This is a genomic window from Streptomyces sp. NPDC013157 (assembly GCF_042899865.1).
Taxonomy (GTDB): domain Bacteria; phylum Actinomycetota; class Actinomycetes; order Streptomycetales; family Streptomycetaceae; genus Streptomyces.
Genome location: NZ_JBIBAK010000018.1, coordinates 96,532 through 119,312, shown reverse-complemented (window position 1 = coordinate 119,312; position 22,781 = coordinate 96,532). Strand labels below are relative to the sequence as shown.

Sequence of the window (22,781 nt, the reverse complement as noted above, 5' to 3'; positions counted from 1 at the left end):
TGCCCTTCGTGTGAGGCGGATCACCGCGGCCCGGTCTTTGTTGAACCTTGAACCTTCCCTCGCGTATGGTCGTGCCTGTCAGGCTATCCGGACCGTGGTCCGGATTTGAACGCGATGCGACCCCCAGGAAGTTCAACCATGTCTCTCGTTCTCGACCCCGCCGCTCAGGACCTGCTGTTCCGTGAGGCCCGCACCGCCAACACCTTCACCGACGAGCCGGTGACCGACGAGCAGGTCCAGGCGATCTACGACCTGGTCAAGTACGGCCCGACCTCCATGAACCAGTCGCCGCTGCGCGTCACGCTGGTCCGCTCCCCCGAGGCCCGCGAGCGCCTGGTGCGGCACCTGTCCGAGGGCAACCAGAAGAAGACCGCGGCCGCCCCGCTGGTCGCGATCCTCTCGGCGGACAACGAGTTCCACGAGGAGCTGCCGCAGCTCTTCCCGCACTTCGAGGGCGCCAAGGCCATGTTCGAGGGCGCCGGCCGCGACGCCCGTGAGAAGAACGCCGCCCTGAACGCCGCCCTCCAGGCCGCCTACTTCATCATCGGCGTCCGTGCCGCCGGCCTCGCCGCCGGCCCGATGACGGGTGTCGACTTCGCGGGCATCCAGAAGGAGTTCCTGGACGACGACCACACCCCGTTCGTGGTCGTCAACATCGGCAAGCCGGGCCCCGACGCCTGGTTCCCGCGCTCCCCGCGTCTGGCGTACGACGACGTCGTCACGACCGTCTGAGCCACCCCGCAGACGTGACAGAGGCCCCCGGCAACGGCGCCGGGGGCCTCTCGCTTTCGTGTCGCGACGCCCGCGTCAGGACAGCTTCAGGGCCGCCGCCATCGTGGTCAGCTGGGCGAAGGAGGCGGTGCCGGCCACCACCGTGGTGGAGCCGGTGGTGCCGTCCAGCACCAGCGCGTCGTAGCGGCCGCCGGTGTAGTGCGTCCAGGTGCGGTCGCCGATCTTCTCGGTCGTCTTCGTGGCCGACGCGCCCTGGCTGGCGTCGTCGATGAAGTCCGTGCGCTTCTGAGTCGACTGCTCGATCTGGACGTACTGACCGTCGGGGGTCTGGTAGCCGAGATGCCAGCGGTCCCCGGCCTCGCCCTGGAAGCGGACCGAGGTCGCCTTCCAGGTGCTGGGCAGGCCCTCCGGCGCGGCCACCGGGTAGGTCGCCGCGCGCCGTGCCGTCAGCAGCTCGACCCGGTAGTCGACCCGCTGGATGTCGGGAGCGTGATCGTCATGCGGGACGAGCAGGTAGATGAAGCCCGCCGCGAGGCCGATCAGGGCCAGGGAGAGAATCATGTCCCGGACCGTCTTCTGCTTGCCGTTCGTGCCTGCCACGCCCCCTATCGTCGCAGGTGCCCGCTGCGCTCATCCGTGGGGTCCCCTGCTCATTTTGTCGGCCTGGCGATAGAGTCGACGGGAAACCCTCATCCGGCCGTCGTCGTATCAGAAAGGTGCGCTCCGATGACCGAGAATCATCATCATCTGCCGTCCGAACTCGATGTTCCCTCCGAGGCCCCCGACCGCAACCTCGCCCTGGAGCTCGTCCGGGTGACCGAGGCCGCGGCGATGGCCGCGGGACGCTGGGTCGGCCGCGGCGACAAGAACGGCGCCGACGGCGCCGCGGTGCGCGCGATGCGGACCCTCGTCTCCACCGTGTCGATGAACGGCGTGGTCGTCATCGGCGAGGGCGAGAAGGACGAGGCCCCGATGCTCTTCAACGGGGAGCGCATCGGTGACGGCACCGGGCCCGAGGTCGACATCGCCGTCGACCCGATCGACGGGACCACGCTGACCGCCAAGGGCATGCCCAACGCGATCGCCGTGCTCGCCGCGGCCGAGCGCGGGGCCATGTTCGACCCGTCCGCCGTGTTCTACATGGACAAGCTGGTCACGGGCCCGGAGGCGGCGGACTTCGTCGACATCGACGCGCCCGTCGCCGTCAACATCCGGCGGGTCGCCAAGGCGAAGCGGGCCACCCCGGAGGACGTGACCGTCGTCATCCTCGACCGGCCGCGGCACGAAGGGATCATCAAGGAGATCCGGGAGGCCGGCGCGCGCATCAAGCTGATCTCCGACGGTGACGTCGCCGGGTCGATCTACGCGCTGCGCGAGGGCACCGGCGTCGACATGCTGCTCGGGGTCGGCGGCACGCCCGAGGGCATCATCTCGGCGTGCGCGGTGAAGTGCCTGGGCGGGACCATCCAGGGCAAACTGTGGCCCAAGGACGACGAGGAGCGGCAGCGGGCGGTCGACGCCGGGCACGACCTGGACCGGGTGCTGACCACCGAGGACCTGGTGACCGGGGAGAACGTGTTCTTCGTCGCGACCGGGATCACCGACGGCGAGCTGCTGCGTGGTGTGCGGTACCGGTCGGAGACCGCGCTGACCGAGTCCATCGTGATGCGGTCGAAGTCGGGGACGGTGCGGCGGATCGACTCCGAGCACCGGCTGCGCAAGCTGCGGGCGTACAGCACGGTGGATTTCGACCGGCCGAAGTGACGCGGTCGGGACAGGGGACTGCGGTGCGCCGGCGACTGCGGGCGCGTCGTGGCTGGTCGCGCCCGCGCGGCGGTAGCCGCACATCAGACACAGCCCCGCGCCCCTGAAAGAAAGGGGCGCTGGCCCCTCGGCAAGTCGAAAGGCGCCCTCTGTGCGGAGAGGGCGCCTTTTTGTCAGCCCGCTTGCGCTATGCGGTTCGCTGCCGTCGCTCGTGCCGCCTTTTTCAGTTCCATGTCGCGGCGCCTGCGGCGGGCCAGGACCACGCGGCGTTCCGCTGCCGTGAGGCCGCCCCAGACGCCGTAGGGCTCGGGCTGGAGCAGCGCGTGTTCGCGGCACTCGACCATCACCGGGCAGCGGGCGCAGACCCGCTTGGCCGCCTCCTCCCGGGACAGCCGGGCCGCGGTGGGCTCCTTGGAGGGTGCGAAGAACAGGCCTGCCTCGTCGCGCCGGCACACCGCCTCGGTGTGCCAGGGGGCGTCTTGGTCCCTGTCCCGCACTGGCACCCGCTGGGCCGGAACGGCAGCTACCTGCAGGGACGAATGCGGCGGTTGCAGCACGGGTCTACTCCTGACGACGGCTTCGCGAGCGAGAGACGATGCAGCAAGGCCTACCCGCTGTGCGCGGGCCTATGCACAGCGTTCTCAACAGCCGTACTACGGCGGCTTGTTCACGACCCCTGAGGCCGGTGGGCAGGGAGTGATTCGCGACCGTCAACGGTCCAGGTGTTTGCGCAACTTCCTGTCGACCTTGTCCTGAACCCGGTCCAGGATGTCCGCGATGAGCTTTCCGCGCTTCGGCCGCGCCTCCACGTTGCCGAGGACGGCCCAGCCGTCGACGTAGACGACCGGCGCGTCGGAGTCGACCGAATCCAGCGTGTCCGCCTCGAAGTTGCCGAGCACACCGCCGCCGGTGCCGCGCAGCGACACGTTCTCCGGGACGCGGATCTGGATGTCTCCGAAGACCGAGATCGCCTTGACGACGACCTGCTGGTACTCGAAGATCGCCTCGGTGAGGTCCAGCTCGATGGAGCCGAAGACCGCGTAGGCGTGCAGCCGGCGGCCGGCCCGCCAGCGGCCTCGGCGGCGGGCGCTGCTGAAGACGGCCACCACGTTGCCGTCCGCCTCGACGGGGATCGCGCCGGGCGTCGGGCGGGGCGGCACCGGCGTGTAGGCCGGGGCGGAGGGGCGGGCGTGGGCCGCCGGCAGGTCCCGTATGAAGACCTCCAGCTCGCCCACCGTCTTGGCGTTCAGCACCCCCTCCACACGCTCGGCGTGCTCGTCGGCGGTCAGGCGCCCCTCGGCGAGGGCCTCCCGCAGGATGTCGGCGATGCGGTCGCGGTCGGCGTCCGAGGCGCGCAGCTCGGCCACCGGCGCTCCGGCGCGCTCCTGAGGGGTCTGCTTCTGAAGGTCCACGGCAGCAGCGTACCGAAACGCGATAGATCGCGACTACCCCTCGTCGCGACCTGTGGAGAACCCGTACGGTTCCCGAACTGAGCCTTACCTCACAGGCTCCCCGTCAGTGGCAGGTTCTACGCTGGACAGCGCCCGCCAGCGTCGGCGGGCGGCCGTCCGTCAGAGTGAGGAATGGGCTGAGATGCCTGAGTTCGCGTATACCGATCTGCTTCCCCAGGGCGAGGACACCACCCCGTACCGGCTGGTGACCTCGGAGGGTGTGTCCACCGTCGAGGGACCGGACGGGCGGACGTTCCTCAAGGTGGAGCCGGAGGCGCTGCGCAAGCTCGCCGAGGAGGCGATCCACGACATCCAGCACTACCTGCGCCCGGCCCACCTCGCCCAGCTCCGCCGGATCATCGACGACCCGGAGGCGTCGAGCAACGACAAGTTCGTGGCGCTGGACCTGCTGAAGAACGCGAACATCGCGGCCGCCGGCGTGCTGCCGATGTGCCAGGACACCGGCACCGCGATCGTCATGGGCAAGCGCGGCCAGAACGTGCTGACCGAGGGCGGCGACGAGGCGGCGCTGAGCCGCGGCATCTACGACGCGTACCTGAACCTCAACCTGCGCTACTCGCAGATGGCTCCGCTCACCATGTGGGAGGAGAAGAACACGGGGTCGAACCTGCCGGCCCAGATCGAGCTCTACGCCACCGACGGCGGCGCCTACAAGTTCCTCTTCATGGCGAAGGGCGGCGGCTCGGCCAACAAGTCGTTCCTCTACCAGGAGACGAAGGCCGTCCTCAACGAGGCCTCCATGATGAAGTTCCTGGAGGAGAAGATCCGTTCGCTCGGCACCGCCGCGTGCCCGCCGTACCACCTGGCGATCGTGGTGGGCGGTACGAGCGCCGAGTACGCGCTGAAGACCGCCAAGTACGCCTCCGCGCACTACCTGGACGAGATCCCGGCCGAGGGCTCGGCGCTCGGGCACGGCTTCCGGGACAAGGACCTGGAGCAGAAGGTCTTCGAGCTGACCCAGAAGATCGGCATCGGCGCGCAGTTCGGCGGCAAGTACTTCTGCCACGACGTGCGCGTGGTCCGGCTGCCGCGGCACGGCGCGTCCTGCCCGGTCGCCATCGCCGTGTCCTGCTCCGCGGACCGCCAGGCCGTCGCGAAGATCACCGCCGAGGGCGTCTTCCTGGAGCAGCTGGAGACGGACCCGGCGCGGTTCCTGCCGGAGACCACCGACGAGCACCTGGACGAGTCCTCGGACGTCGTGAAGATCGACCTCAACCAGCCGATGGACACGATCCTCGCCGAGCTGACCAGGTACCCGGTCAAGACGCGGCTCTCGCTCACCGGGCCGCTGGTCGTGGCGCGCGACATCGCGCACGCCAAGATCAAGGAGCGGCTCGACGCGGGCGAGGAGATGCCGCAGTACCTGAAGGACCATCCGGTGTACTACGCGGGCCCCGCGAAGACCCCCGAGGGCTACGCCTCCGGATCCTTCGGGCCGACGACCGCCGGCCGCATGGACTCCTACGTCGAGCAGTTCCAGGCCGCGGGCGGCTCCAAGGTGATGCTCGCCAAGGGCAACCGCAGCAAGCAGGTCACCGACGCGTGCGAGGCGCACGGCGGCTTCTACCTCGGCTCCATCGGCGGGCCGGCCGCGCGGCTCGCCCAGGACTGCATCAAGAAGGTCGAGGTCGTCGAGTACGAGGAGCTCGGCATGGAGGCCGTCTGGAAGATCGAGGTCGAGGACTTCCCGGCGTTCGTCGTCGTGGACGACAAGGGCAACGACTTCTTCCAGGACCCCGCCCCGGCTCCGACGTTCACCTCGATCCCGGTGCGGGGGCCCGGGCTGGCGTAGTGCGTCCGGTTGCGGCGGGGGCGGATGTCGCCCCCGCCGCCCCTACCCGTCCCGTCCTTCCAGGGGGTGGGCCCCCTTCGACCGCCCCGGTTGCGGCCGTCCGTTTCGGGGGCTGCCGCCCCCGGACCCCCGCTTCGGCCTGAACGGCCTCGTCCTCAAACGCCGGACGGGCTGGTGGGGGTGCGGACCGGCCCCCGTCCTCAAACGCCGGACGGGCTGGAGGGGGCGCGGGCCGGCCCCCGTCCTCAAACGCCGGACGGGCTGGTGGGAGTGCGGACCGGCCCCCGTCCTCAAACGCCGGACGGGCTGGAGGGGGTGCGGACCGGCCCCCGTCCTCAAACGCCGGACGGGCTGGAGGGGGCGCCCGTCCTCGAACGGCGGACGGGCTGGAGGGGGGGCGGACCCGCTCTCGTCACAGGTATCAGTCGGGGATGCAGCCGAACCAGTTCACCGTGTCGCCGTCCTTGGTGTAGCCCATGCACCTGACGGTTTCGTCGTGCAGCTTCTCGGTGTGGTCGACCGGGCCGTTCGCGTAGTCCGTCGTGTGGTGGGGCTGTGCCAGGTTGTCGATCGCGACGCGGTACCAGGGGCGCTCGCTGGACGGCAGGGCGCAGCCGTGGCTGGTCATGTTGCGGCTGGGGTCGCCGCTCCAGACGGGTCGTTCGGCTCGGTCGCAGTGGGCCCGGTGGGCGCCGCCGGCGGCACCGGCGCTGCCGGCTGCCGCGCCCAGCAGGGTCGCCGCGCCTATGGACACCGCCGCGAGGGCGCCGAGCAGACCCTTGGGAGTGAAGTTCATCGAGTGGTCCTCCTGCCAGCCGTGGTGACGGCGGGGAGTCGCCCTGTCACCTTGGGGTGATCGTCACATTTGTTCGTGATGTCCCGCCCGGTGGGCGGAGAAGCAGTCCCCCGACCCGGTGACGTCGGTGGTGCCAATGCAGCAGGCGGCCGGAACAACCGCCGTGTCCCGATCGCTGACAAGGGCATGAGCGACTACCGCATCGAACACGACTCCATGGGCGAGGTCCGGGTCCCCGCACACGCCAAGTGGCGGGCCCAGACGCAACGGGCCGTCGAGAACTTCCCCGTCTCCGGGCAGCGGATCGAGCGCGCGCACATCGAGGCGCTGGCCAGGATCAAGGGCGCGGCGGCCAAGGTGAACGCCGAGCTGGGGGTGGTCGACAAGGACATCGCGCGGGCGATCCAGGAGGCGGCCGAGGAGGTCGCCGAGGGGACGTGGGACGAGCACTTTCCCGTGGACGTGTTCCAGACCGGGTCCGGCACCTCCTCGAACATGAACACCAACGAGGTCCTCGCGACGCTGGCGACCGAGCGGCTCGGGCGGGACGTTCATCCCAACGACCACGTGAACGCCTCGCAGTCCTCCAACGACGTGTTCCCGTCGTCCCTCCACATCGCCGCCACCGCCGCCGTCACCCGGGACCTGATTCCGGCGCTCGATCATCTCGCCGACTCGCTCGCCAGGAAGTCCGAGGAGTTCGCCGACGTGGTGAAGTCCGGGCGGACCCATTTGATGGATGCGACGCCGGTGACGCTGGGGCAGGAGTTCGGGGGGTACGCGGCGCAGGTGCGGTACGGCGTCGAGCGGCTGCGGGCCTCGCTGCCCCGGCTCGCGGAGCTGCCGCTCGGCGGGACGGCCGTGGGCACCGGGATCAATACGCCGCCCGGGTTCTCCGCCGCGGTGATCGAGGAGGTCGCGCGGGTCACCGGGCTGCCGTTCACCGAGGCCCGGAACCACTTCGAGGCGCAGGGCGCCCGGGACGGGATCGTGGAGACCAGCGGGCAGCTGCGGACCGTCGCGGTCGGGCTGACGAAGATCGCCAACGACCTGCGGTGGATGTCCTCGGGGCCGCGGACCGGACTCGCCGAGATCTCGCTGCCGGATCTGCAGCCGGGGTCCTCGATCATGCCGGGGAAGGTCAACCCGGTCATTCCCGAGGCCGTGTTGATGGTGGCCGCGCAGGTCATCGGGAACGACCAGACCATCGCCGTGGCCGGCGCGGCCGGGAACTTCGAGCTCAACGTGATGCTGCCGGTCATCGGCAGGAACGTGCTGGAGTCCGTCCGGCTGCTCGCCAACGTCTCGCGGCTGCTCGCCGACCGGACCGTGGACGGGATCACCGCGCACCGCGAGCGGGCCCGGGAGTACGCCGAGTCGTCGCCCTCCGTGGTCACGCCGCTCAACAAGTACATCGGGTACGAGGAGGCCGCCAAGGTGGCCAAGAGGGCGCTGGCCGAGCGGAAGACGATCCGTCAGGTGGTCATCGAGGGCGGGTACGTCGAACGGGGTGACCTGACGGTCGAGCAGCTGGACGAGGCGCTGGATGTCCTGCGGATGACGCGGCCGTAACCGCGTGCGAACGTTTCGCGCCGCCCGGCCAGAACCGTGACGTCCGCCGCAGCGTCGTATGCCTACGGCACCTAATATCTGTGCATGGCAGACGGTGGAGCGGTGAGACGCGTGATGCGCGGGGAAACGGGCGGTGCGACCGGCGACGGGGCCGGTTTCTGGACTCCTGGGAGCCAGATCCTGTGGCGGTACCGGGAGAACGCCGGACACGGCTTCCACATCGCGCGCCCCGTCACCGTCGTCCGGGACGACGAGGAGTTGCTCGCCGTCTGGCTGGCCCCCGGCACCGAGTGCGTCAGGCCCGTCCTCGCCGACGGCTCGTCGCTCGGTGAAGAACCGCTTGAGTCCCGCTACACCAAACCCCGGTCCGTCACGCACGGCCACTGGCGCGGTACCGGTGTGCTGAAGCTGGCCCGGCCCGGTCAGCCCTGGTCGGTGTGGCTGTTCTGGGAGCCGGGCTGGCAGTTCAAGAACTGGTACGTCAACCTTGAGCAGCCGCTGGTCCGCTGGGGCGGCGGAGTGGACTCGGAGGACTACTTTCTGGACATCTCCGTGCACCCGGACCGCAGTTGGCAGTGGCTCGACGAGGACGAGTTCGCGCAGGCCCAGCAGGACGGGCTGATGGACGCGGAGACGGCCGCGGCGGTGCGGACGGCGGGCCTGGCCGCGGTGGCCGACGTCGAGGCCTGGGAGGCGCCCTTCTCGTCCGGCTGGCAGCACTGGCGCCCGGACCCGTCCTGGGCGGTACCGTCACTCCCGGAGGACTGGGACCGTACGCCCGCGCACGTGTCCTCATGAGACCCTTGATGCGCCCCCGGTCCACAACCGTAGGATCGTCCTCCGCAAGGAAACGTGAGCACAACTCCCGGATCATGCGCCGGGCTTGACCGAACGTCACCGAGGGGCGGCAGGACGTGAGCGAGGGGTACGAGGGCAACACCGGCGAGCGGTGCGCGGGCCGCAGATCGTTCGCCGGTGGCACAGGAACAGCCTCCAGCCACGCCGAAATTCCGTTCCTGGGACACGTAATCCGGGTATCGGCACTTCGGCGGGACCATCTGCGCGCCCGGCGCGCAGCCCCGGACGGACGGATTCGACACGCGTGACGGAGCACCCCACCTCCTACGAGCGCCCACAGCCGGGCGCCGACCCCGCGGAGGCCCGCGGGGGGCTCCTGCACACCCCGCAGCCGCAACTGCAGACGCAGGGACAACCCCAGCCCTGTCCGCGCGGCGGCACCGCCTTACCGGCACAGGCCCGTGCGGGCGAGACGCCCTGCGGCCCCGGTACCAGCACGTCCGAGGAGCACTCCGTCAACGGCCCCGAGCACGCCCAGCCCACCAGCGCTGAGCCCGATCCGCACCGGCCGCGCCCCGCCCCGGAGGGCATCCCGCCACAGCCCGGCGCCGAGCCGGAGCGGGTGGCGAGCGCGCAGGAGCGGCGTACCGGACGCGGGCTGCCGCCGGGCCGGCCGATGCCGATGCGGCGGGACGGCGACCGGCTGCGCTTCGTGGGCGCCGCAACCCGGCGGATCGCCCGGGGCATCGACCTGGACGAGATCGTGATGGGGCTGTGCCGGGCGACCGTGCCGACCTTCTCGGACACGATCCTGGTCTATCTGCGCGACCCGCTGCCGGTCGGCGACGAGCGGCCCGTCGGCCCGGTGGTGCTGCGGCTGCGCCGCACCGACCGGATCCCTGAGGAACGTGACTCCGACGGTTTTCCGCCGTTGCCCGTCCCGGAGCCGGATCCGGCCGACATCGGCCTGGCCGCGCTCACCGCGGAGCTGTGCGAGGTACGGCCGGGCGGTGCGCTGAACGAGGTGCTGCGGGGCGTACGGCCGGTCTTCGCCGACTCCCCCGCGGCGCGCGCGGCGTTGCCCGAACTCCTCGGCGAGGGCAACGAGTCGCTGGTCCCCGGTGCCCAGCACGCGATCCTCGCCCCGCTGCGCGGCCGGCGCCGGGTGATCGGCGCGGCCCTGTTCCTGCGCCGCCCGGAGCGGCTCGCGTTCGAGGCCGACGACCTGCTGGTCGCCGCCCAGCTGGCCACCCACAGCGCGCTCGGCATCGACAAGGCGGTGCTGTACGGCCGGGAGGCCTACATCGCCGACGAGCTGCAGCGGACCATGCTGCCGGAGAACCTGCCGAGCGCGACAGGCGTGCGGCTGGCCTCCCGCTACCTGCCGGCCGCCGAGACGGCCCGGGTGGGCGGCGACTGGTACGACGCGATCCCGCTGCCCGGCAGCCGGGTGGCGCTGGTGGTGGGTGACGTCATGGGCCACTCGATGACGTCGGCGGCCATCATGGGGCAGCTGCGGACCACCGCGCAGACCCTCGCCGGGCTCGACCTGCCGCCGCAGGAGGTCCTGCACCACCTCGACGAGCAGGCCCAGCGGCTCGGCTCCGACCGGATGGCGACCTGCCTGTACGCGGTCTACGACCCGGTGTCGCACCGCATCACCATCGCCAACGCCGGTCATCCGCCGCCGGTGCTGCTGCACCTGGGCGGCCGCGCCGAGGTGCTGCGGGTGCCGGCCGGGGCGCCGATCGGCGTCGGCGGGGTCGACTTCGAGGCGGTGGAGCTGGACGCGCCGGCCGGGGCGACGCTGCTCCTGTACACCGACGGGCTGGTGGAGTCCCGGCTGCGGGACGTGTGGACCGGTATAGAGCAGCTGCGCGAGAAGCTCGCCGCGACCGCGCAGCTGACGGGGCCGGACCATCCGCCGCCGCTGGAGGCCCTGTGCGACGAGGTGCTCGACATGCTCGGGCCGGGTGACCGCGACGACGACATCGCGCTGCTCGCGGCCCGGTTCGACGGGATCGCGCCGAGCGATGTGGCGTACTGGTTCCTGGAGCCGGAGGACGCGGCGCCGGGGCGGGCCCGGCGGCTGGCACGCCGTGCGCTGGCCCGCTGGGGCCTGGAGGAACTCACCGACTCCGTCGAACTGCTGGTCAGCGAGGTCGTGACGAACGCGGTGCGGTACGCGTCGCGACCGGTGACGTTGCGGTTGCTGCGGACGGATGTGCTGCGGTGCGAGGTCGGCGACGACGTCCCGCAGCTGCCGCGGCTGCGGCAGGCCCGGGCGACGGACGAGGGCGGCCGGGGGCTGTATCTGGTGAACCGGCTGGCGCGGCGGTGGGGGGCGACCCGGTTGAGCACCGGGAAGGTCGTCTGGTTCGAGCTGAACAGATAGCGCCGCGGGGGCTCGAGGCCGCTGGGGAGCTGCGCGAGCAACCACGACGCTGCCGCACCCGGCGAAGCACCGGATGCGGCAGCGACTCTGCTACTGGCCGTCGGCCGGGTCCAGCGGGTTGTCGGTGATCCCGCCCGTCGGGGTCTCCTCCGGTGTCGACGGTGCGCTGGTCGTCGGCGTCGGGGACTTCGTCGGGGTGGAGCTCGGGGTCTGGGACGGGGTCTGCGACGGGGTCGCGGACTTCGTCGGGGTCGAGCTCGGGGTCTGCGACGGCGTCTCGGACGGAGACTCGCTGTAGCTCGGCGTGTCCGTCGGCTTGACGGCCGCGCCCAGCTCGGTGTTCAGGTCGAACTTGGCCTTCTTCGTGACGCCGAAGGTGTACGCCGCCCAGATCTGCGCGGGGTAGCCGCCACCGTTGATGCGGCCGGTGCCGGGGATCAGTCCGGTGGCGCCGGTGAGGGGGACCTGGTTGTGGGTCTTGGCGTCCTCGCCGAACAGGCCGACCGAGGTGACCAGGTCCGGCGTGTAGCCGGTGAACCAGGCCGACTTGTTGCTGTCGGAGGTACCCGTCTTGCCGGCCACCTGCTGCCCCTTGCGCAGCGGGTTCTGGGCCACCGACACCTTGGCCGTACCGTCGTCGACCACGCCCGTCAGCACCGAGGTCACCTGGTCGGCCGCCTCGCGGCTGACCACCTGTTCGCCGATCGGGTCCGGCAGGTCGACCTTGCGGCCGGTCTTCTCCGCCGACGCGAGGATCGTCGGGGTGACCTTCTGGCCGTGGTTGTCGAGGGTCGCGTACACCGAGGCCATCTCCAGCGGGCTCGCGCCCATACTGCCCAGGGTCATCGCGGGGACCGCCTGGAGGTTCTCGGTGTCCAGACCGAGGTCGTCGGCGGTCTTCAGCACGTTCTTCATGCCGACGTCCACGCCCATCTGCGCGAACACCGAGTTGACGGACTTGTTCATCGCCGTCTGCACGGTGATGTTGCCGTAGTCCGCGTCGTCCTCGTTCGGCGGCGAGAAGGCGATGTCGCTGCCCTTCACCGCACGGCCGCTGGTGCCGTCGTAGATGGTGTTGGCGTTGATGTCCTTGCCGTCCTGGGTCTTGGCGTCCCGGTCCAGCGCGGAGGCGAGGATGATCGGCTTGAAGGTGGACGCCGGCTGGTAGTCGGCGCGGGTGGCGTTGTCCGTGTAGTGCTTGTAGTAGTCCACGCCTCCGTACAGGGCGAGGATCTTGCCGGTCTTGGGGTCGACGGAGACGGCGCCGGCCTGGACGTTCTTGTCGACCTTGCGCTTCTTGCCGTCGAGCTTGCTGGTGAGCTGGCTCTTGACGGCCGCCTCCAGCTTGGCCTGCTTCTTCGGGTCGATGTTCAGGGTGATCGTCCAGCCCTGGTCGACGACCTGGGCCTCGGCCTCGGACCGGGTGATGCCCTGCGACTTCATCAGCTGGTTCTCCAGCTGGGTGTTGGCCAGTTCGACCAGGTAGCCCTTCTGGCCCTCCAGGCCGGACGCGGCCTTCGGCTCCTTGGGGATCGGGAACTTCATGGCGTCCCGCTTGGTCTTGTCCAGCCAGCCCTGGCCGACCATGTTGTCCAGGACGTAGTTCCACCGTGCCTTCACCAGCTTCTTGCCGACGGGGCCCGCCACCGCCCAGTCGTACTGGCTCGGTGCCTGGAGCAGCGCGGCCAGGTAGGCGCCCTGCTGGACCGTGAGCTTGTCGGCGTCGACGCGGTAGTAGGCCTGGGCGGCGGCCTGGATGCCGTAGGCGCCGCGGCCGTAGTAGCTGGTGTTGATGTAGCCGGCGAGGATGTAGTCCTTGGACTTCTCGCGGTCCACCTTCAGCGAGATGACCAGTTCCTTCAGCTTGCGCGTGACGGTCTGGTCCTGGTCGAGGTAGTAGTTCTTGACGTACTGCTGAGTGATCGTCGAACCGCCCTGGGTGCCGCGGCCCCGCGCCGTGTTGTAGAGGCCGCGGGCCATGCCCCTCAGGTCGATGCCGTTGTCGTTGTAGAAGGACTTGTTCTCCGCCGCGACGAAGGTGTGCTGGACCTCCTTCGGGACCTTGGAGAGGTCCACGATCTCGCGGTTGACGGTGCCCTTGCGGGCCAGGACCGAGCCGTCGCTGTACTTGTAGACGTTGCTCTGCGTCTGCGCGAGGGCGTTGCCCTCGGGGACGCTCACCATCATGTACAGCGCGATGAAGGTGCCGATGCCCAGCAGGCAGACGGTGAAGAACGCGCCGAGCATCTTCTTCCAGGTGAACAACCTGCGTATGCGGCCCTTGGCGGGCTTGCCGTCCTTGGTCGGCCGCCCCTTCCCCTTCCCCGCGGCGGCCTTGCGGCGTTCGGCGCGGGTGGCGCCCTCCGCGGCCGGGGCGGCCGGCGACTCGACCGCCATCGTGGTCCCGCCCTCCGCCGTCGTCGGCGTCTCGGGCCCGGACTGCTGGGGCGTGCGGTTCCGGGGCGCGGCGCGGCGGCCGCCACGCTGTCGCGCTCTTCTCTCGTCCGCTCGTCCCATGAGTCCGTCTGCTCCGCTTCGTCTCGGCTGTCACACGTGTGTACGGGTGTCACACAGGTACGTGGCTCAGGTCAGTCCAGAAAGCTAACACCGCTCTCTATGACAAAGGGCGCACGATCTGTCCTTTTTCGGACGTGACAATCAGCACCCCTACCCAACGGAACCGACGAGCGGAGACGACGGAGGGTTGCCCGGTGGGGGCAAGTGATACCACCGAGATGGAAAAGCGCAGGCCGGACCGGACCGTCCGGAGGGGCCCGTGCCCCTGCCCGACGCCGGAGGCGCGGGCGGCGACGACCGGTCTCAGGCGAGCTCCTCCTTGAACCCCTGCCGCCAGGAGCGGTACCGCGGCTCCCAGTCCAGCTCCCGCCTGGCCTTGGCGTTGGAGAAGCCGCGGCCCTGGGTCATGATGACGACCGCCTGTTCGCCGGCCAGGAGGCGGGCCAGCCACACCGGCACCCGCAGCGGCCGCTTCGCCCCGGCGCACTCGGCCAGGTACGGCAGCCACTCGGCGGCCGGCGCCGGTTCGTCGTCGACGATGTTGAACACGCCCCGCGCCCCCCGCTCCACCGCGAGGACGGTCGCGCTCGCCGCGTCGTCGAGGTGGATCCAGCTGCTGTGGCCGGCGGCGCGGCCGACCAGGGGGTACTGGCGTTTGCGGACCAGCTCCACCTGGTCGTCGATGGCGCCGGGGCCGTAGAAGGCGCCGTAGCGCAGGGCCGCGCCGCCGGCCCGCAGGACCGCGTCCTCCAGGTGGCGCAGGGCGAGCATCCCGCCGTGCGCGGGAGTCCCCTCCATCAGGTCCAGCGGGTCCTCCTCCGTCTTCACCCAGCCGCCCTCGCGGATGCCGTTCCAGCTGGCGTGGCTCTGCGCGACGACGTGCCGTACGCCGGTCGCCTCGGCGGCGGCGAGCAGGTGGTCCGTGCCCTCGGTGCGCAGCCGGTTGGTGAGGGCGAACCAGCGGTCGGGATGCTTGATGTCGGGCTTGCCGGCGTGCGCCATGGAGATCGCGGTGAGCTGATGGACGATCACGTCCGGGCGGGCCGCGGCCACCGCCCGGCCGACCGACAGCGCGTCCAGGCCGTCCATCACGACCCCCTCCGCGCCCAGTTCCTTCAGCAGCCCGAGCCCGGCCGTGCCGGTCGTGGTGGCCGTCACCTGATGCCCCCGCGCCACCAGCTGCGGCACCAGCCGCCGCCCCAGAACCCCGCTGCCCCCTGCCACGAACACCCGCACGGCCATCACCTTCCTGATCCGAACCGATCCGACCCGACGCGGGAGACCCGCTGCCGGATCAGAGACGAGACAGGCCCCCGCCGCCGTGACACCGCCCTGTCGCAGAACCGTGACAATCGGCCCCCACCTGCGGGTCCGCACAGCGGGCCATGATCTACGCACGGCGCGTATACACGCGGCGTATACACCGTGTGTAGAGTCCTCTCCATGTCCATCGGTCACACCCTCCTGGGGCTCCTGGAGTCCGGCCCGCGCCACGGTTACGACCTGAAGCGGGCCTTCGACGAGAAGTTCGGTCACGACCGGCCGCTCCACTACGGCCAGGTCTATTCGACGATGTCCCGGCTGCTGAAGAACGGGCTCGTGGAAGTCGACGGCATCGAGGCCGGCGGCGGACCCGAGCGGAAGCGGTACGCCATCACCGACGCCGGGGTCACCGACGTCGAGCAGTGGCTGGCGACACCCGAGAAGCCGGCGGAGTACCTCCAGTCGACCCTGTACACCAAGGTCGTGCTCGCGCTGCTGACGCACCGGAACGCCGGCGACATCCTCGACAGCCAGCGCTCCGAGCACCTGCGCAGCATGCGCATCCTCACCGACCGCAAGCGCCACGGCGACCTCGCGGACCAGCTCGTCTGCGACCACGCCCTGTTCCACCTGGAGGCAGACCTGCGCTGGCTGGAACTGACCGCGGCCCGGCTCGACAAGCTCCGCGCGGAGGTGGCCAAGTGAACGCTCCCGCCGGTTCGCTGCTCACGGCCGACAAGCTCCGCAAGGCGTACGGCCCGACCGTCGCCCTCGACGGGGCCGAGTTCTCCATACACCCGGGCGAGGTCGTCGCCGTGATGGGGCCGTCCGGCTCCGGCAAGTCGACGCTGCTCCACTGCCTCGCCGGGATCGTGCCGCCCGACTCCGGGTCGATCATGTACGCCGGCCGGGAGCTGGCCACCATGAACGACGCCGAGCGCAGCGCGCTGCGGCGCAGCGAGTTCGGGTTCGTCTTCCAGTTCGGGCAGCTGGTGCCCGAACTGACCTGCGTGGAGAACGTCGCCCTGCCGCTGCGGCTGAACGGCACCTCCCGCAAGGAGGCCGAACGGGCCGCGCTCGGCTGGATGGAGAAGCTGGAGGTCGACGATCTCGCGAAGAAGCGTCCGGGCGAGGTCTCCGGCGGCCAGGGGCAGCGGGTCGCGGTGGCCCGCTCGCTGGTGACCGGTCCCCGGGTGCTGTTCGCGGACGAGCCGACCGGCGCGCTCGACTCGCTCAACGGCGAGCGGGTGATGGAGCTGCTGACGGACGCCGCCCGCTCCACCAACGCGGCCGTCGTCCTCGTCACGCACGAGGCAAGGGTGGCCGCCTACTCCGACCGCGAGATCGTCGTACGGGACGGGAAGTCCCGGGACATGGAGCGGGCGGTATGAACGCCGGAAGGGGGCGCCGCCCGCGCGAGCGAAGCCGAGCGTGGGGGAGGTCGAGGGATCTGGCCATGGGGGTCCGGTTCGCCTTCGCGGGCGGCCGCGAGGGCTGGTTCCGGGCCACCATGACGGCGGTCGGCGTGGGACTGGGGGTGGCGCTGCTGCTGCTCACCACGGCCATCCCGAACGCGCTGGCCGTACGCCACCAGCGCGACGTGGCGCGGGCGGACTACACCTACGTCTTCGGCCACCCCATGAAGGCCGGCGAGAAGACGTTCGTCATCGCGGACATCGACACCCCTTACCACGGCAGCGACATACGCGGCCGGATGGTCCAGCGGGAGGGCGCGAAGGCACCGGTGCCGCCCGGGCTCACCGAGTACCCGGCACCCGGCGAGATGGCCGTCTCGCCCGCGCTGAAGCGGCTGCTCGACTCCCCCGACGGAGCGCTGCTGCGCGACCGGCTGCCGTACCGGATCACCGCCACCATCGCGGAGAGCGGACTGACCGGCTCCCAGGAACTCGCCTACTACGCGGGCTCCGCCGACCTCGCCGCCCACATCCACCCGCCGGACGTGGCCCGGATCGACCACTTCGGCAGCCCCCGCTCCCCGGACGCCGAGAGCGACCCGGTCCTCACGCTGCTCGTCCTCGTGGTGTTCGTGATCCTGCTGATGCCCGTCGCCGTGTTCGTCGCGGCCGCCGTCCGCTTCGGCGGCGAGCGCCGCGACCGGCGGCTGGCCGCGCTGCGGCTGGTCGGCTCCGACGGCCGGATGGTACGGCGGATCGCGGCCGGCGAGGCGATGGCGGGCGCGCTGCTCGGACTCGTCCTCGGCGCCGGCTTCTTCCTCATCGGCCGCCAGCTCGCGGGGAACGTCGAGGTGTTCGGCACCAGCGTGTTCCCGAGCTACCTCAACCCCTCCCCCGTACTGGCCGCGCTGGTGGCGGTCCTGGTCCCGGCGGCCGCCGTGCTGGTGACCCTGTTCACGCTGCGCGGGGTGGTCATCGAGCCGCTGGGCGTGGTGCGGACGGCGAAGCCCGCCCGTCGCCGGCTGTGGTGGCGGCTGCTGCTCCCGGTGGCCGGTCTGGCGGCGCTCTACCCGATGATCGGGCAGGGCCGCGGCGACGGCGACTTCAACCAGTACCTGGTGACCGGCGGCGTCCTGCTCCTCCTGGTCGGCATCACGGCGCTGCTGCCGTGGGTCGTGGAGACGGTCGTCGGCCGGCTCGGCCGGGGCGCGGTGGCCTGGCAGCTGGCGGTCCGGCGGCTGCAGTTGAGCAGCGGTACGGCAGCCCGCATGGTCAACGGCATCGCGGTGGCGGTGGCCGGGGCGATCGCGCTCCAGATGGTCTTCGCCGGTGTCGAGGCCGACTACACCAAGGCGACCACCAACGACCTGAACCGCGCGCAGATGTCGGTCCAGGTGCCGACCGGTGTCCCGGTGCCCGAGGTGGCCCGGGCCATGACCGGGACCAAGGGCGTACGGAAGGTGGTCTCGATCGCCGACGGCGAGGTCGGCGACCGGAAGAAGGACCCGAACCGGACGGGCCAGGTGAGCGTGGGCAGTTGCGCCTCGCTGCGGGAGGTCGCGGCCCTGCCGTCCTGCCACGACGGCGACGCGTTCGTGGTGAAGGGGTCCGACAGCGACTCCGAGACGGCGAAGCTGCTGGCGGCCGGTGAGAAGCACGGCCGGACGCTGTACCTCGACCCCTCCTACTCCGGCGACGACGAAGGCTCCCCGAGCCGCTGGACGGTGCCGGCGGCGCTGAAGCAGGCCGAGACCCGCGAGGATCCCACCGGCTACAAGCGCGGCGGTTTCCTGCTCACCCCGGGCGCACTGCCGGAGGGCGCCAGTACGGCGGTGCAGGGCGTGGTCTACCTGTCCATCGACTCCGGGGTGCGCGACGCCCACGAGTACGTGATCGACACGGCGGTCCGGATCGATCCGCTGATGCACGCGGAGACGCTGACCTCGTTCGAGCGGAACGGCCAGTTCGAGTCCATCCGCACCGGCCTGTTCGTCGGCGCCGCCGCCGTACTGGCGCTGATCGGCGCGAGCCTGCTGGTCGGCCAGCTGGAGCAGCTGCGCGAGCGCAAGAAGCTGCTGTCGGCCCTGGTCGCCTTCGGCACCCGGCGCCGCACGCTGAGCCTGTCGGTGCTGTGGCAGACGGCGATCCCGGTCGGGCTCGGCCTGCTGCTGGCCGGCGTGGTGGGGCTGACGCTCGGCACGGTACTGCTGAAGATGGTCGGCTCCACGGTCCGCGTGGACTGGCCGGGCGTGCTGGCGATGACCGGCTTCGGCGCGGCGGTCGTCCTCGCGGTGACCCTGCTCAGCCTGCCGCCCCTGCTGCGGCTGATGCGCCCGGACGGCCTGCGCACCGAATAGCCGCGGTCAGGAACCGGCGCCGAGGACCCGGACGGGCAGCGGCCGCAGCGCCTCGCGCAACGCGGCCGCCAGCTCCCGGTACTCGGCGCCGCGGGCCGCCCCGGCGCGCATCGCGAGGGCGATCCGGCGGCTCGGCGCGGGCTCTGCGAAGGAGCCGGTGAGGAGCTGGTCGCTGCGGCTGGTCTCGACCTTGACGGCGGTGTGCGGCAGCAGGGTGCAGCCGAGCCCGCCGGCGACCAGCTGGACGAGGGTGGCGAGCCCGGCGGCCGTGGTGGTCACCGCGACGTCCTCGCGGCCCGCTTCCCGGCAGATGTCCAGGGCCTGGTCGCGCAGGCAGTGCCCCTCGTCCAGGAGGAGCAGGTTCAGCTCCTTGAGCGCCTCGCGGGCGATGCCGTCGCGGCCGCCGAGCGGATGCCCGAGCGGCGTGACGAGCACGAAGTCCTCGTCGAACAGCGGGAGTTCCACGACCCCCTGGATGCCCAGCGGGACCGCGAGCAGCAGCAGGTCGAGGCGGCCGGCGGCGAGCCCGTCCAGGAGGCTGGCGGTCTGCTCCTCGTGGACCTGGAGGTCGAGGTCCGGATAGCGGTCGTGAACCAGTCCGAGGACCGTGGGCAGCAGATACGGCGCGACGGTGGGGATCACCCCGAGCCGCAGCGCGCCGGTGAACGGCGCCCGCACCGCCTCAGCCTCCGCCAGCAGGGCCTGCACCTCGTCCAGCACCGCCTTCGCCCGTACGGCGAGCCGTGCGCCGGCGGGCGACAGCAGCACCTTGCGGGTAGTCCGTTCGAGCAGCGTGACGCCGAGCGTCTCCTCGAGGGCCGCGACGGCCCCCGACAGCGCGGGCTGGCTCATGCCTATCGCGGCCGCCGCGTCCCGGAAGTGCAGATGCTCGGCGACCGCGCAGAAGGCGCGCAGCTGCGCGAGACTGGGCTGGCGCCGCTTGCCGCCGGCCCCGGCGCCGCCCCCGGTACCGTTCCCCAGGGGATTACCCACAGCCACTGATAGCCACCTCCGATCAACTCGACCGAGTGTAGCTATTTCAGGAATCAATGCACCTTGTGCCACGATCGGCGGCGTCCAACCCATCGGAGTGGACCCCGCGATCCGGGGTGGCTCCGCGCTGCAAGGAGAGCGTGTGCTCACTGTCGGTGACAAGTTCCCCGAGTTCGAACTGACCGCCTGCGTCTCGCTGGAGAAGGGCAGGGAGTTCGAGACGATCACCCACAAGACCTACCAGGGTTGGAAGGTGGTCTTCGCGTGGCCCAAGGACTTCACCTTCGTGTGCCCCACCGAGATCGCCGCCTTCGGCAAGCTGAACGAGGAGTTCGCCGACCGCGACGCACAGGTCCTCGGCTTCTCCGGTGACTCCGAGTTCGTCCACCACGCCTGGCGCAAGGACCACGACGACCTGCGCGAGCTGCCGTTCCCGATGATGGCCGACTCGAAGCACGAGCTGATGCGCGACCTCGGCATCGAGGGCGAGGACGGCTTCGCCAAGCGCGCGGTGTTCGTCGTCGACCAGAACAACGAGATCCAGTTCTCCATGGTGACCGCGGGCTCGGTGGGCCGTAACCCCAAGGAGGTCCTGCGGGTCCTCGACGCGCTCCAGACCGACGAGCTCTGCCCGTGCAACTGGACCAAGGGCGACGACACCCTCGACCCGGTCGCGCTCCTGGCGGGTGAGTGACTCCGTGTCCCTCGACGCCCTCAAGTCCGCCGTACCGGACTACGCCAAGGACCTGAAGCTCAATCTGGGTTCGGTCATCGGCAACTCGGAGCTGCCGGCGCAGCAGCTGTGGGGCACGGTCCTGGCGACCGCCATCGCCGCCCGCTCCCCGATCGTGCTGCGCGAGCTGGCACCGGAGGCGAAGGCGAACCTCACGCCCGAGGCGTACACGGCGGCGAAGGCCGCGGCCGCGGTGATGGCGATGAACAACGTCTTCTACCGCACCCGGCACCTGCTGTCCGACCACGAGTACGGCACCCTGCGCGCGGGTCTGCGGATGAACGTCATCGCCAACCCCGGCGTCGACAAGGTCGACTTCGAGCTGTGGTCGTTCGCGGTGTCCGCGGTCAACGGCTGCGGGATGTGCCTGGACTCCCACGAGCAGGTGCTGCGCAAGGCCGGGGTCGGCCGCGAGGTGATCCAGGAGGCGTTCAAGATCGCCTCGGTGGTCCAGGCGGTTGGCTCCGCCCTGGAGGCCGAGGCTGTGCTGGCCGAGTTCGAGTAGACGCCGGCGTTGTGCGGACCCCGCTCACCTCCGGTGGGCGGGGTCTTCCGCGTCTTCGGGGGCTGCGCCCCCGGACCCCCCTTCGGCCTGAACGGCCTCGTCCTCAAACGCCGGACGGGCTGATGTGAGTGGCTGATCACCGTCGTCGAGTACCGGACGGGCTGATGTGAGTGGCTGATCACCGTTGTCGGGTACCGGACGGGCTGGATTGTGTGGCTGATCGCCGTCGTCGAGTGCCGGACGGGCTGGATTGTGTGGCTGGTCGGCGTCGTCGAGTACCGGACGGGCTGGATTGTGTGGCTGGTCGGCGTCGTCGAGTACCGGACGGGCTGGATTGTGTGGCTGGTCGGCGTCGTCGGGCCCGGTGGAGCCGTAGCGTTCGTGCGAGTAGTGGTGCAGGTAGCTGACCACTGTGTTCGTCACCGCCACCAGCGGTACCGCCACCACCGCACCGCCGATGCCCGCGACCATGCCGCCGGCGGCGACCGTGAGGACCACCGCGAGGGGGTGGACCCGGACCGCGCGGCCGAGGATGAACGGCTGGAGGATGTGGCCCTCGATCTGCTGGACCGCGAGGACGACGGCCAGGGTCATGACCGCGGTGAAGACGCCCTGGGTGACCAGCGCCACGATCACCGCCAGCGCGCCGGAGGCGACGGCGCCGACGAGCGGGATGAACGAGAACAGGAAGATGAAGACGGCCAGCGGCACGGCCATCGGGACGTCCAGGAAGTAGATGCCGATGCCGATGAAGATGGCGTCGATGAGGGCGACCAGGACCGTGCCCCGGACGTAGGCCGTGAGCGTGCGCCAGGCCCGCGGGCCGGCCCCGGCGACCCCCTCGCGGGCGGCGGAGGGCACGAGCTTCAGGAACCACTGCCAGATGCGCGCGCCGTCGTACAGCAGGAAGAGCGTCGAGAAGAAGACCAGCAGAATGCCGGTCAGGGCCTCCACGATCACCTGGACGCCCTCCAGGCCGAACGAGGTGATCTGGTCGGTGTTGGCGCCGATCGCCTCGCGGAGGTTCTTGGCGATCTGGTTGATCTGTTTGTCGGTGACGTGGAAGGGGCTCTTCAGCAGCCAGTTGCGCAGGTCGTCGATACCGTTCTGGACCTGGTCGGAGAGCGTGTCGATGTTCTCCATGACCTGCCAGGTCACGAACCAGCCCATCAGGCCGATCACCACGAAGCCGGAGATGGCGGTGAGCGCGGTGGCCGGGCCGCGGGGCATGCCGTAGCGGCACAGCCGGGCGACCGTCGGCTGGAGCAGGGCGGTGATCAGCAGCGCGATGACGAAGGCGAAGACGACGAGTTGGACGGCGCTGATGACCCGCATCAGGATCCAGACCGTGCCTGCCAGCACCAGCAGCCGCCAGCCGGCCTCGGCGGCGACCCGCACGCCCCACGGGATGGCCGTCACCGGGTCGGGACGCGGCACCGGTTTCCGGACGGGCGCGGGGGCCGGCGGGTCCGGGGCCGGGGCGGGTGCCGGAACGGGCACGGCCGGAGCGGGCGGCTCCGGCTCGGCGTGCTCCCGCTCCACCTCGGCCCGGCGCTCGTCCAACCGCTCGCCCATCTCGGTCAGTCCGGCCCCGATACGGCCGAGCCACTCAGGCACGCGCGACATGATCCGCCCTCTCCCCACCACTCCCCCCTGGAGTCGTCCGCAACGACCGTA

At 70.9% G+C, this 22,781-nt stretch carries 19 protein-coding genes; 11 read left to right on the top strand and 8 right to left on the bottom strand.

Annotation, left to right across the window (positions count from 1 at the left end; genetic code table 11):
• The first annotated feature begins 138 nt into the window (after nt 1-138).
• Nucleotides 139-732, top strand: coding sequence for a malonic semialdehyde reductase (locus ACFY6U_RS40630; protein WP_390046554.1), 594 nt, complete (start codon nt 139-141; stop codon nt 730-732).
• 75 nt (nt 733-807) lie between these two features.
• Here the strand turns inward: ACFY6U_RS40630 and ACFY6U_RS40625 are convergent, their stop codons facing one another.
• Nucleotides 808-1,332, bottom strand: coding sequence for a DUF4245 domain-containing protein (locus ACFY6U_RS40625; protein WP_390046552.1), 525 nt, complete (start codon nt 1,330-1,332; stop codon nt 808-810).
• A 126-nt stretch (nt 1,333-1,458) separates the two neighbouring features.
• On the opposite strand from ACFY6U_RS40625, the gene glpX reads away from it, so the two are divergent.
• Complete coding sequence (glpX, locus tag ACFY6U_RS40620; RefSeq protein ID WP_390046550.1) at nt 1,459-2,496, top strand: class II fructose-bisphosphatase; 1,038 nt, start codon at nt 1,459-1,461, stop codon at nt 2,494-2,496.
• Between the two features lie 173 nt (nt 2,497-2,669).
• Here glpX and ACFY6U_RS40615 read toward each other — a convergent pair whose 3' ends face one another.
• Both ACFY6U_RS40615 and ACFY6U_RS40610 read right to left on the bottom strand, forming a co-directional pair.
• Nucleotides 2,670-3,053, bottom strand: coding sequence for a WhiB family transcriptional regulator (locus ACFY6U_RS40615; RefSeq protein WP_350781383.1), 384 nt, complete (start codon nt 3,051-3,053; stop codon nt 2,670-2,672).
• Nucleotides 3,054-3,206: 153 nt separating this feature from the next.
• The gene (locus tag ACFY6U_RS40610) at nt 3,207-3,908 is read right to left on the bottom strand and encodes a DUF1707 domain-containing protein (protein WP_390046547.1); all 702 of its coding nucleotides are present in this window, start codon (nt 3,906-3,908) and stop codon (nt 3,207-3,209) included.
• Nucleotides 3,909-4,089: 181 nt separating this feature from the next.
• Between ACFY6U_RS40610 and ACFY6U_RS40605 the strand changes: the two genes are divergently transcribed.
• Nucleotides 4,090-5,760 (top strand): fumarate hydratase, encoded by a 1,671-nt coding sequence (locus ACFY6U_RS40605; protein WP_390046545.1) that lies wholly within the window; start codon nt 4,090-4,092, stop codon nt 5,758-5,760.
• A gap of 421 nt (nt 5,761-6,181) precedes the next feature.
• Here the strand turns inward: ACFY6U_RS40605 and ACFY6U_RS40600 are convergent, their stop codons facing one another.
• Nucleotides 6,182-6,556: a hypothetical protein gene (locus ACFY6U_RS40600; RefSeq protein ID WP_390046543.1), complete on the bottom strand. Its 375-nt coding sequence runs from the start codon at nt 6,554-6,556 to the stop codon at nt 6,182-6,184.
• A gap of 186 nt (nt 6,557-6,742) precedes the next feature.
• Between ACFY6U_RS40600 and ACFY6U_RS40595 the strand changes: the two genes are divergently transcribed.
• From ACFY6U_RS40595 to ACFY6U_RS40585, 3 genes are all read left to right on the top strand, one after another.
• Complete coding sequence (locus ACFY6U_RS40595) at nt 6,743-8,128, top strand: class II fumarate hydratase (protein WP_390046541.1); 1,386 nt, start codon at nt 6,743-6,745, stop codon at nt 8,126-8,128.
• A gap of 84 nt (nt 8,129-8,212) precedes the next feature.
• The gene (locus tag ACFY6U_RS40590) at nt 8,213-8,926 is read left to right on the top strand and encodes a DUF402 domain-containing protein (protein WP_390046539.1); all 714 of its coding nucleotides are present in this window, start codon (nt 8,213-8,215) and stop codon (nt 8,924-8,926) included.
• 304 nt (nt 8,927-9,230) lie between these two features.
• The gene (locus tag ACFY6U_RS40585) at nt 9,231-11,321 is read left to right on the top strand and encodes a SpoIIE family protein phosphatase (protein ID WP_390046537.1); all 2,091 of its coding nucleotides are present in this window, start codon (nt 9,231-9,233) and stop codon (nt 11,319-11,321) included.
• 90 nt (nt 11,322-11,411) lie between these two features.
• Here the strand turns inward: ACFY6U_RS40585 and ACFY6U_RS40580 are convergent, their stop codons facing one another.
• Together ACFY6U_RS40580 and ACFY6U_RS40575 are read right to left on the bottom strand one after the other, a co-directional pair.
• Nucleotides 11,412-13,838: a transglycosylase domain-containing protein gene (locus ACFY6U_RS40580; RefSeq protein ID WP_390046535.1), complete on the bottom strand. Its 2,427-nt coding sequence runs from the start codon at nt 13,836-13,838 to the stop codon at nt 11,412-11,414.
• 303 nt (nt 13,839-14,141) lie between these two features.
• On the bottom strand, nt 14,142-15,080 hold the full coding sequence (locus ACFY6U_RS40575; protein WP_390046533.1) for an NAD-dependent epimerase/dehydratase family protein: 939 nt from the start codon (nt 15,078-15,080) through the stop codon (nt 14,142-14,144).
• A 201-nt stretch (nt 15,081-15,281) separates the two neighbouring features.
• Here ACFY6U_RS40575 and ACFY6U_RS40570 point away from each other — a divergent pair, with 201 nt between their 5' ends.
• From ACFY6U_RS40570 to ACFY6U_RS40560, 3 genes are all read left to right on the top strand, one after another.
• A complete protein-coding gene (locus tag ACFY6U_RS40570) occupies nt 15,282-15,806 on the top strand; it encodes a PadR family transcriptional regulator (RefSeq protein WP_351498703.1) in 525 nt (174 codons plus the stop codon).
• Entirely contained in the window at nt 15,803-16,492 is a 690-nt protein-coding gene (locus tag ACFY6U_RS40565) for an ABC transporter ATP-binding protein (RefSeq protein WP_351498700.1), read from the top strand. The genes ACFY6U_RS40570 and ACFY6U_RS40565 overlap by 4 nt, the downstream gene beginning before the upstream one ends.
• Before the next feature lie 65 nt (nt 16,493-16,557).
• Nucleotides 16,558-18,873, top strand: coding sequence for an ABC transporter permease (locus ACFY6U_RS40560; protein WP_390046531.1), 2,316 nt, complete (start codon nt 16,558-16,560; stop codon nt 18,871-18,873).
• Between the two features lie 6 nt (nt 18,874-18,879).
• Here ACFY6U_RS40560 and ACFY6U_RS40555 read toward each other — a convergent pair whose 3' ends face one another.
• Nucleotides 18,880-19,866 carry a LysR substrate-binding domain-containing protein gene (locus tag ACFY6U_RS40555; RefSeq protein ID WP_390046529.1) on the bottom strand — a complete coding sequence of 329 codons (987 nt, stop codon included), beginning with the start codon at nt 19,864-19,866 and terminating at the stop codon, nt 18,880-18,882.
• A 142-nt stretch (nt 19,867-20,008) separates the two neighbouring features.
• Between ACFY6U_RS40555 and ACFY6U_RS40550 the strand changes: the two genes are divergently transcribed.
• Both ACFY6U_RS40550 and ACFY6U_RS40545 read left to right on the top strand, forming a co-directional pair.
• Nucleotides 20,009-20,560, top strand: a complete 552-nt coding sequence (locus ACFY6U_RS40550) for a peroxiredoxin (protein ID WP_390046527.1) — start codon at nt 20,009-20,011, stop codon at nt 20,558-20,560.
• Between the two features lie 4 nt (nt 20,561-20,564).
• The gene (locus ACFY6U_RS40545; protein ID WP_390046784.1) at nt 20,565-21,104 is read left to right on the top strand and encodes an alkyl hydroperoxide reductase; all 540 of its coding nucleotides are present in this window, start codon (nt 20,565-20,567) and stop codon (nt 21,102-21,104) included.
• 24 nt (nt 21,105-21,128) lie between these two features.
• On the opposite strand, the gene ACFY6U_RS40540 is transcribed toward ACFY6U_RS40545, so the two are convergent.
• Nucleotides 21,129-22,730, bottom strand: a complete 1,602-nt coding sequence (locus ACFY6U_RS40540; RefSeq protein WP_390046525.1) for an AI-2E family transporter — start codon at nt 22,728-22,730, stop codon at nt 21,129-21,131.
• Between the last annotated feature and the right edge of the window lie 51 nt (nt 22,731-22,781).

Excerpts from the sequence above, each read along its gene's own strand:
- ACFY6U_RS40580 (WP_390046535.1), bottom strand. The coding sequence starts at position 13,838 with ATGGGACGAGCGGACGAGAGAAGAGCGCGACAGCGTGGCGGCCGCCGC.
- ACFY6U_RS40630 (WP_390046554.1), top strand. The coding sequence starts at position 139 with ATGTCTCTCGTTCTCGACCCCGCCGCTCAGGACCTGCTGTTCCGTGAG.
- ACFY6U_RS40600 (WP_390046543.1), bottom strand. The coding sequence starts at position 6,556 with ATGAACTTCACTCCCAAGGGTCTGCTCGGCGCCCTCGCGGCGGTGTCC.
- ACFY6U_RS40605 (WP_390046545.1), top strand. The coding sequence starts at position 4,090 with ATGCCTGAGTTCGCGTATACCGATCTGCTTCCCCAGGGCGAGGACACC.
- ACFY6U_RS40590 (WP_390046539.1), top strand. The coding sequence starts at position 8,213 with ATGGCAGACGGTGGAGCGGTGAGACGCGTGATGCGCGGGGAAACGGGC.
- ACFY6U_RS40560 (WP_390046531.1), top strand. The coding sequence starts at position 16,558 with ATGGGGGTCCGGTTCGCCTTCGCGGGCGGCCGCGAGGGCTGGTTCCGG.
- ACFY6U_RS40595 (WP_390046541.1), top strand. The coding sequence starts at position 6,743 with ATGAGCGACTACCGCATCGAACACGACTCCATGGGCGAGGTCCGGGTC.
- ACFY6U_RS40575 (WP_390046533.1), bottom strand. The coding sequence starts at position 15,080 with ATGGCCGTGCGGGTGTTCGTGGCAGGGGGCAGCGGGGTTCTGGGGCGG.
- glpX (WP_390046550.1), top strand. The coding sequence starts at position 1,459 with ATGACCGAGAATCATCATCATCTGCCGTCCGAACTCGATGTTCCCTCC.
- ACFY6U_RS40540 (WP_390046525.1), bottom strand. The coding sequence starts at position 22,730 with ATGTCGCGCGTGCCTGAGTGGCTCGGCCGTATCGGGGCCGGACTGACC.
- ACFY6U_RS40570 (WP_351498703.1), top strand. The coding sequence starts at position 15,282 with ATGTCCATCGGTCACACCCTCCTGGGGCTCCTGGAGTCCGGCCCGCGC.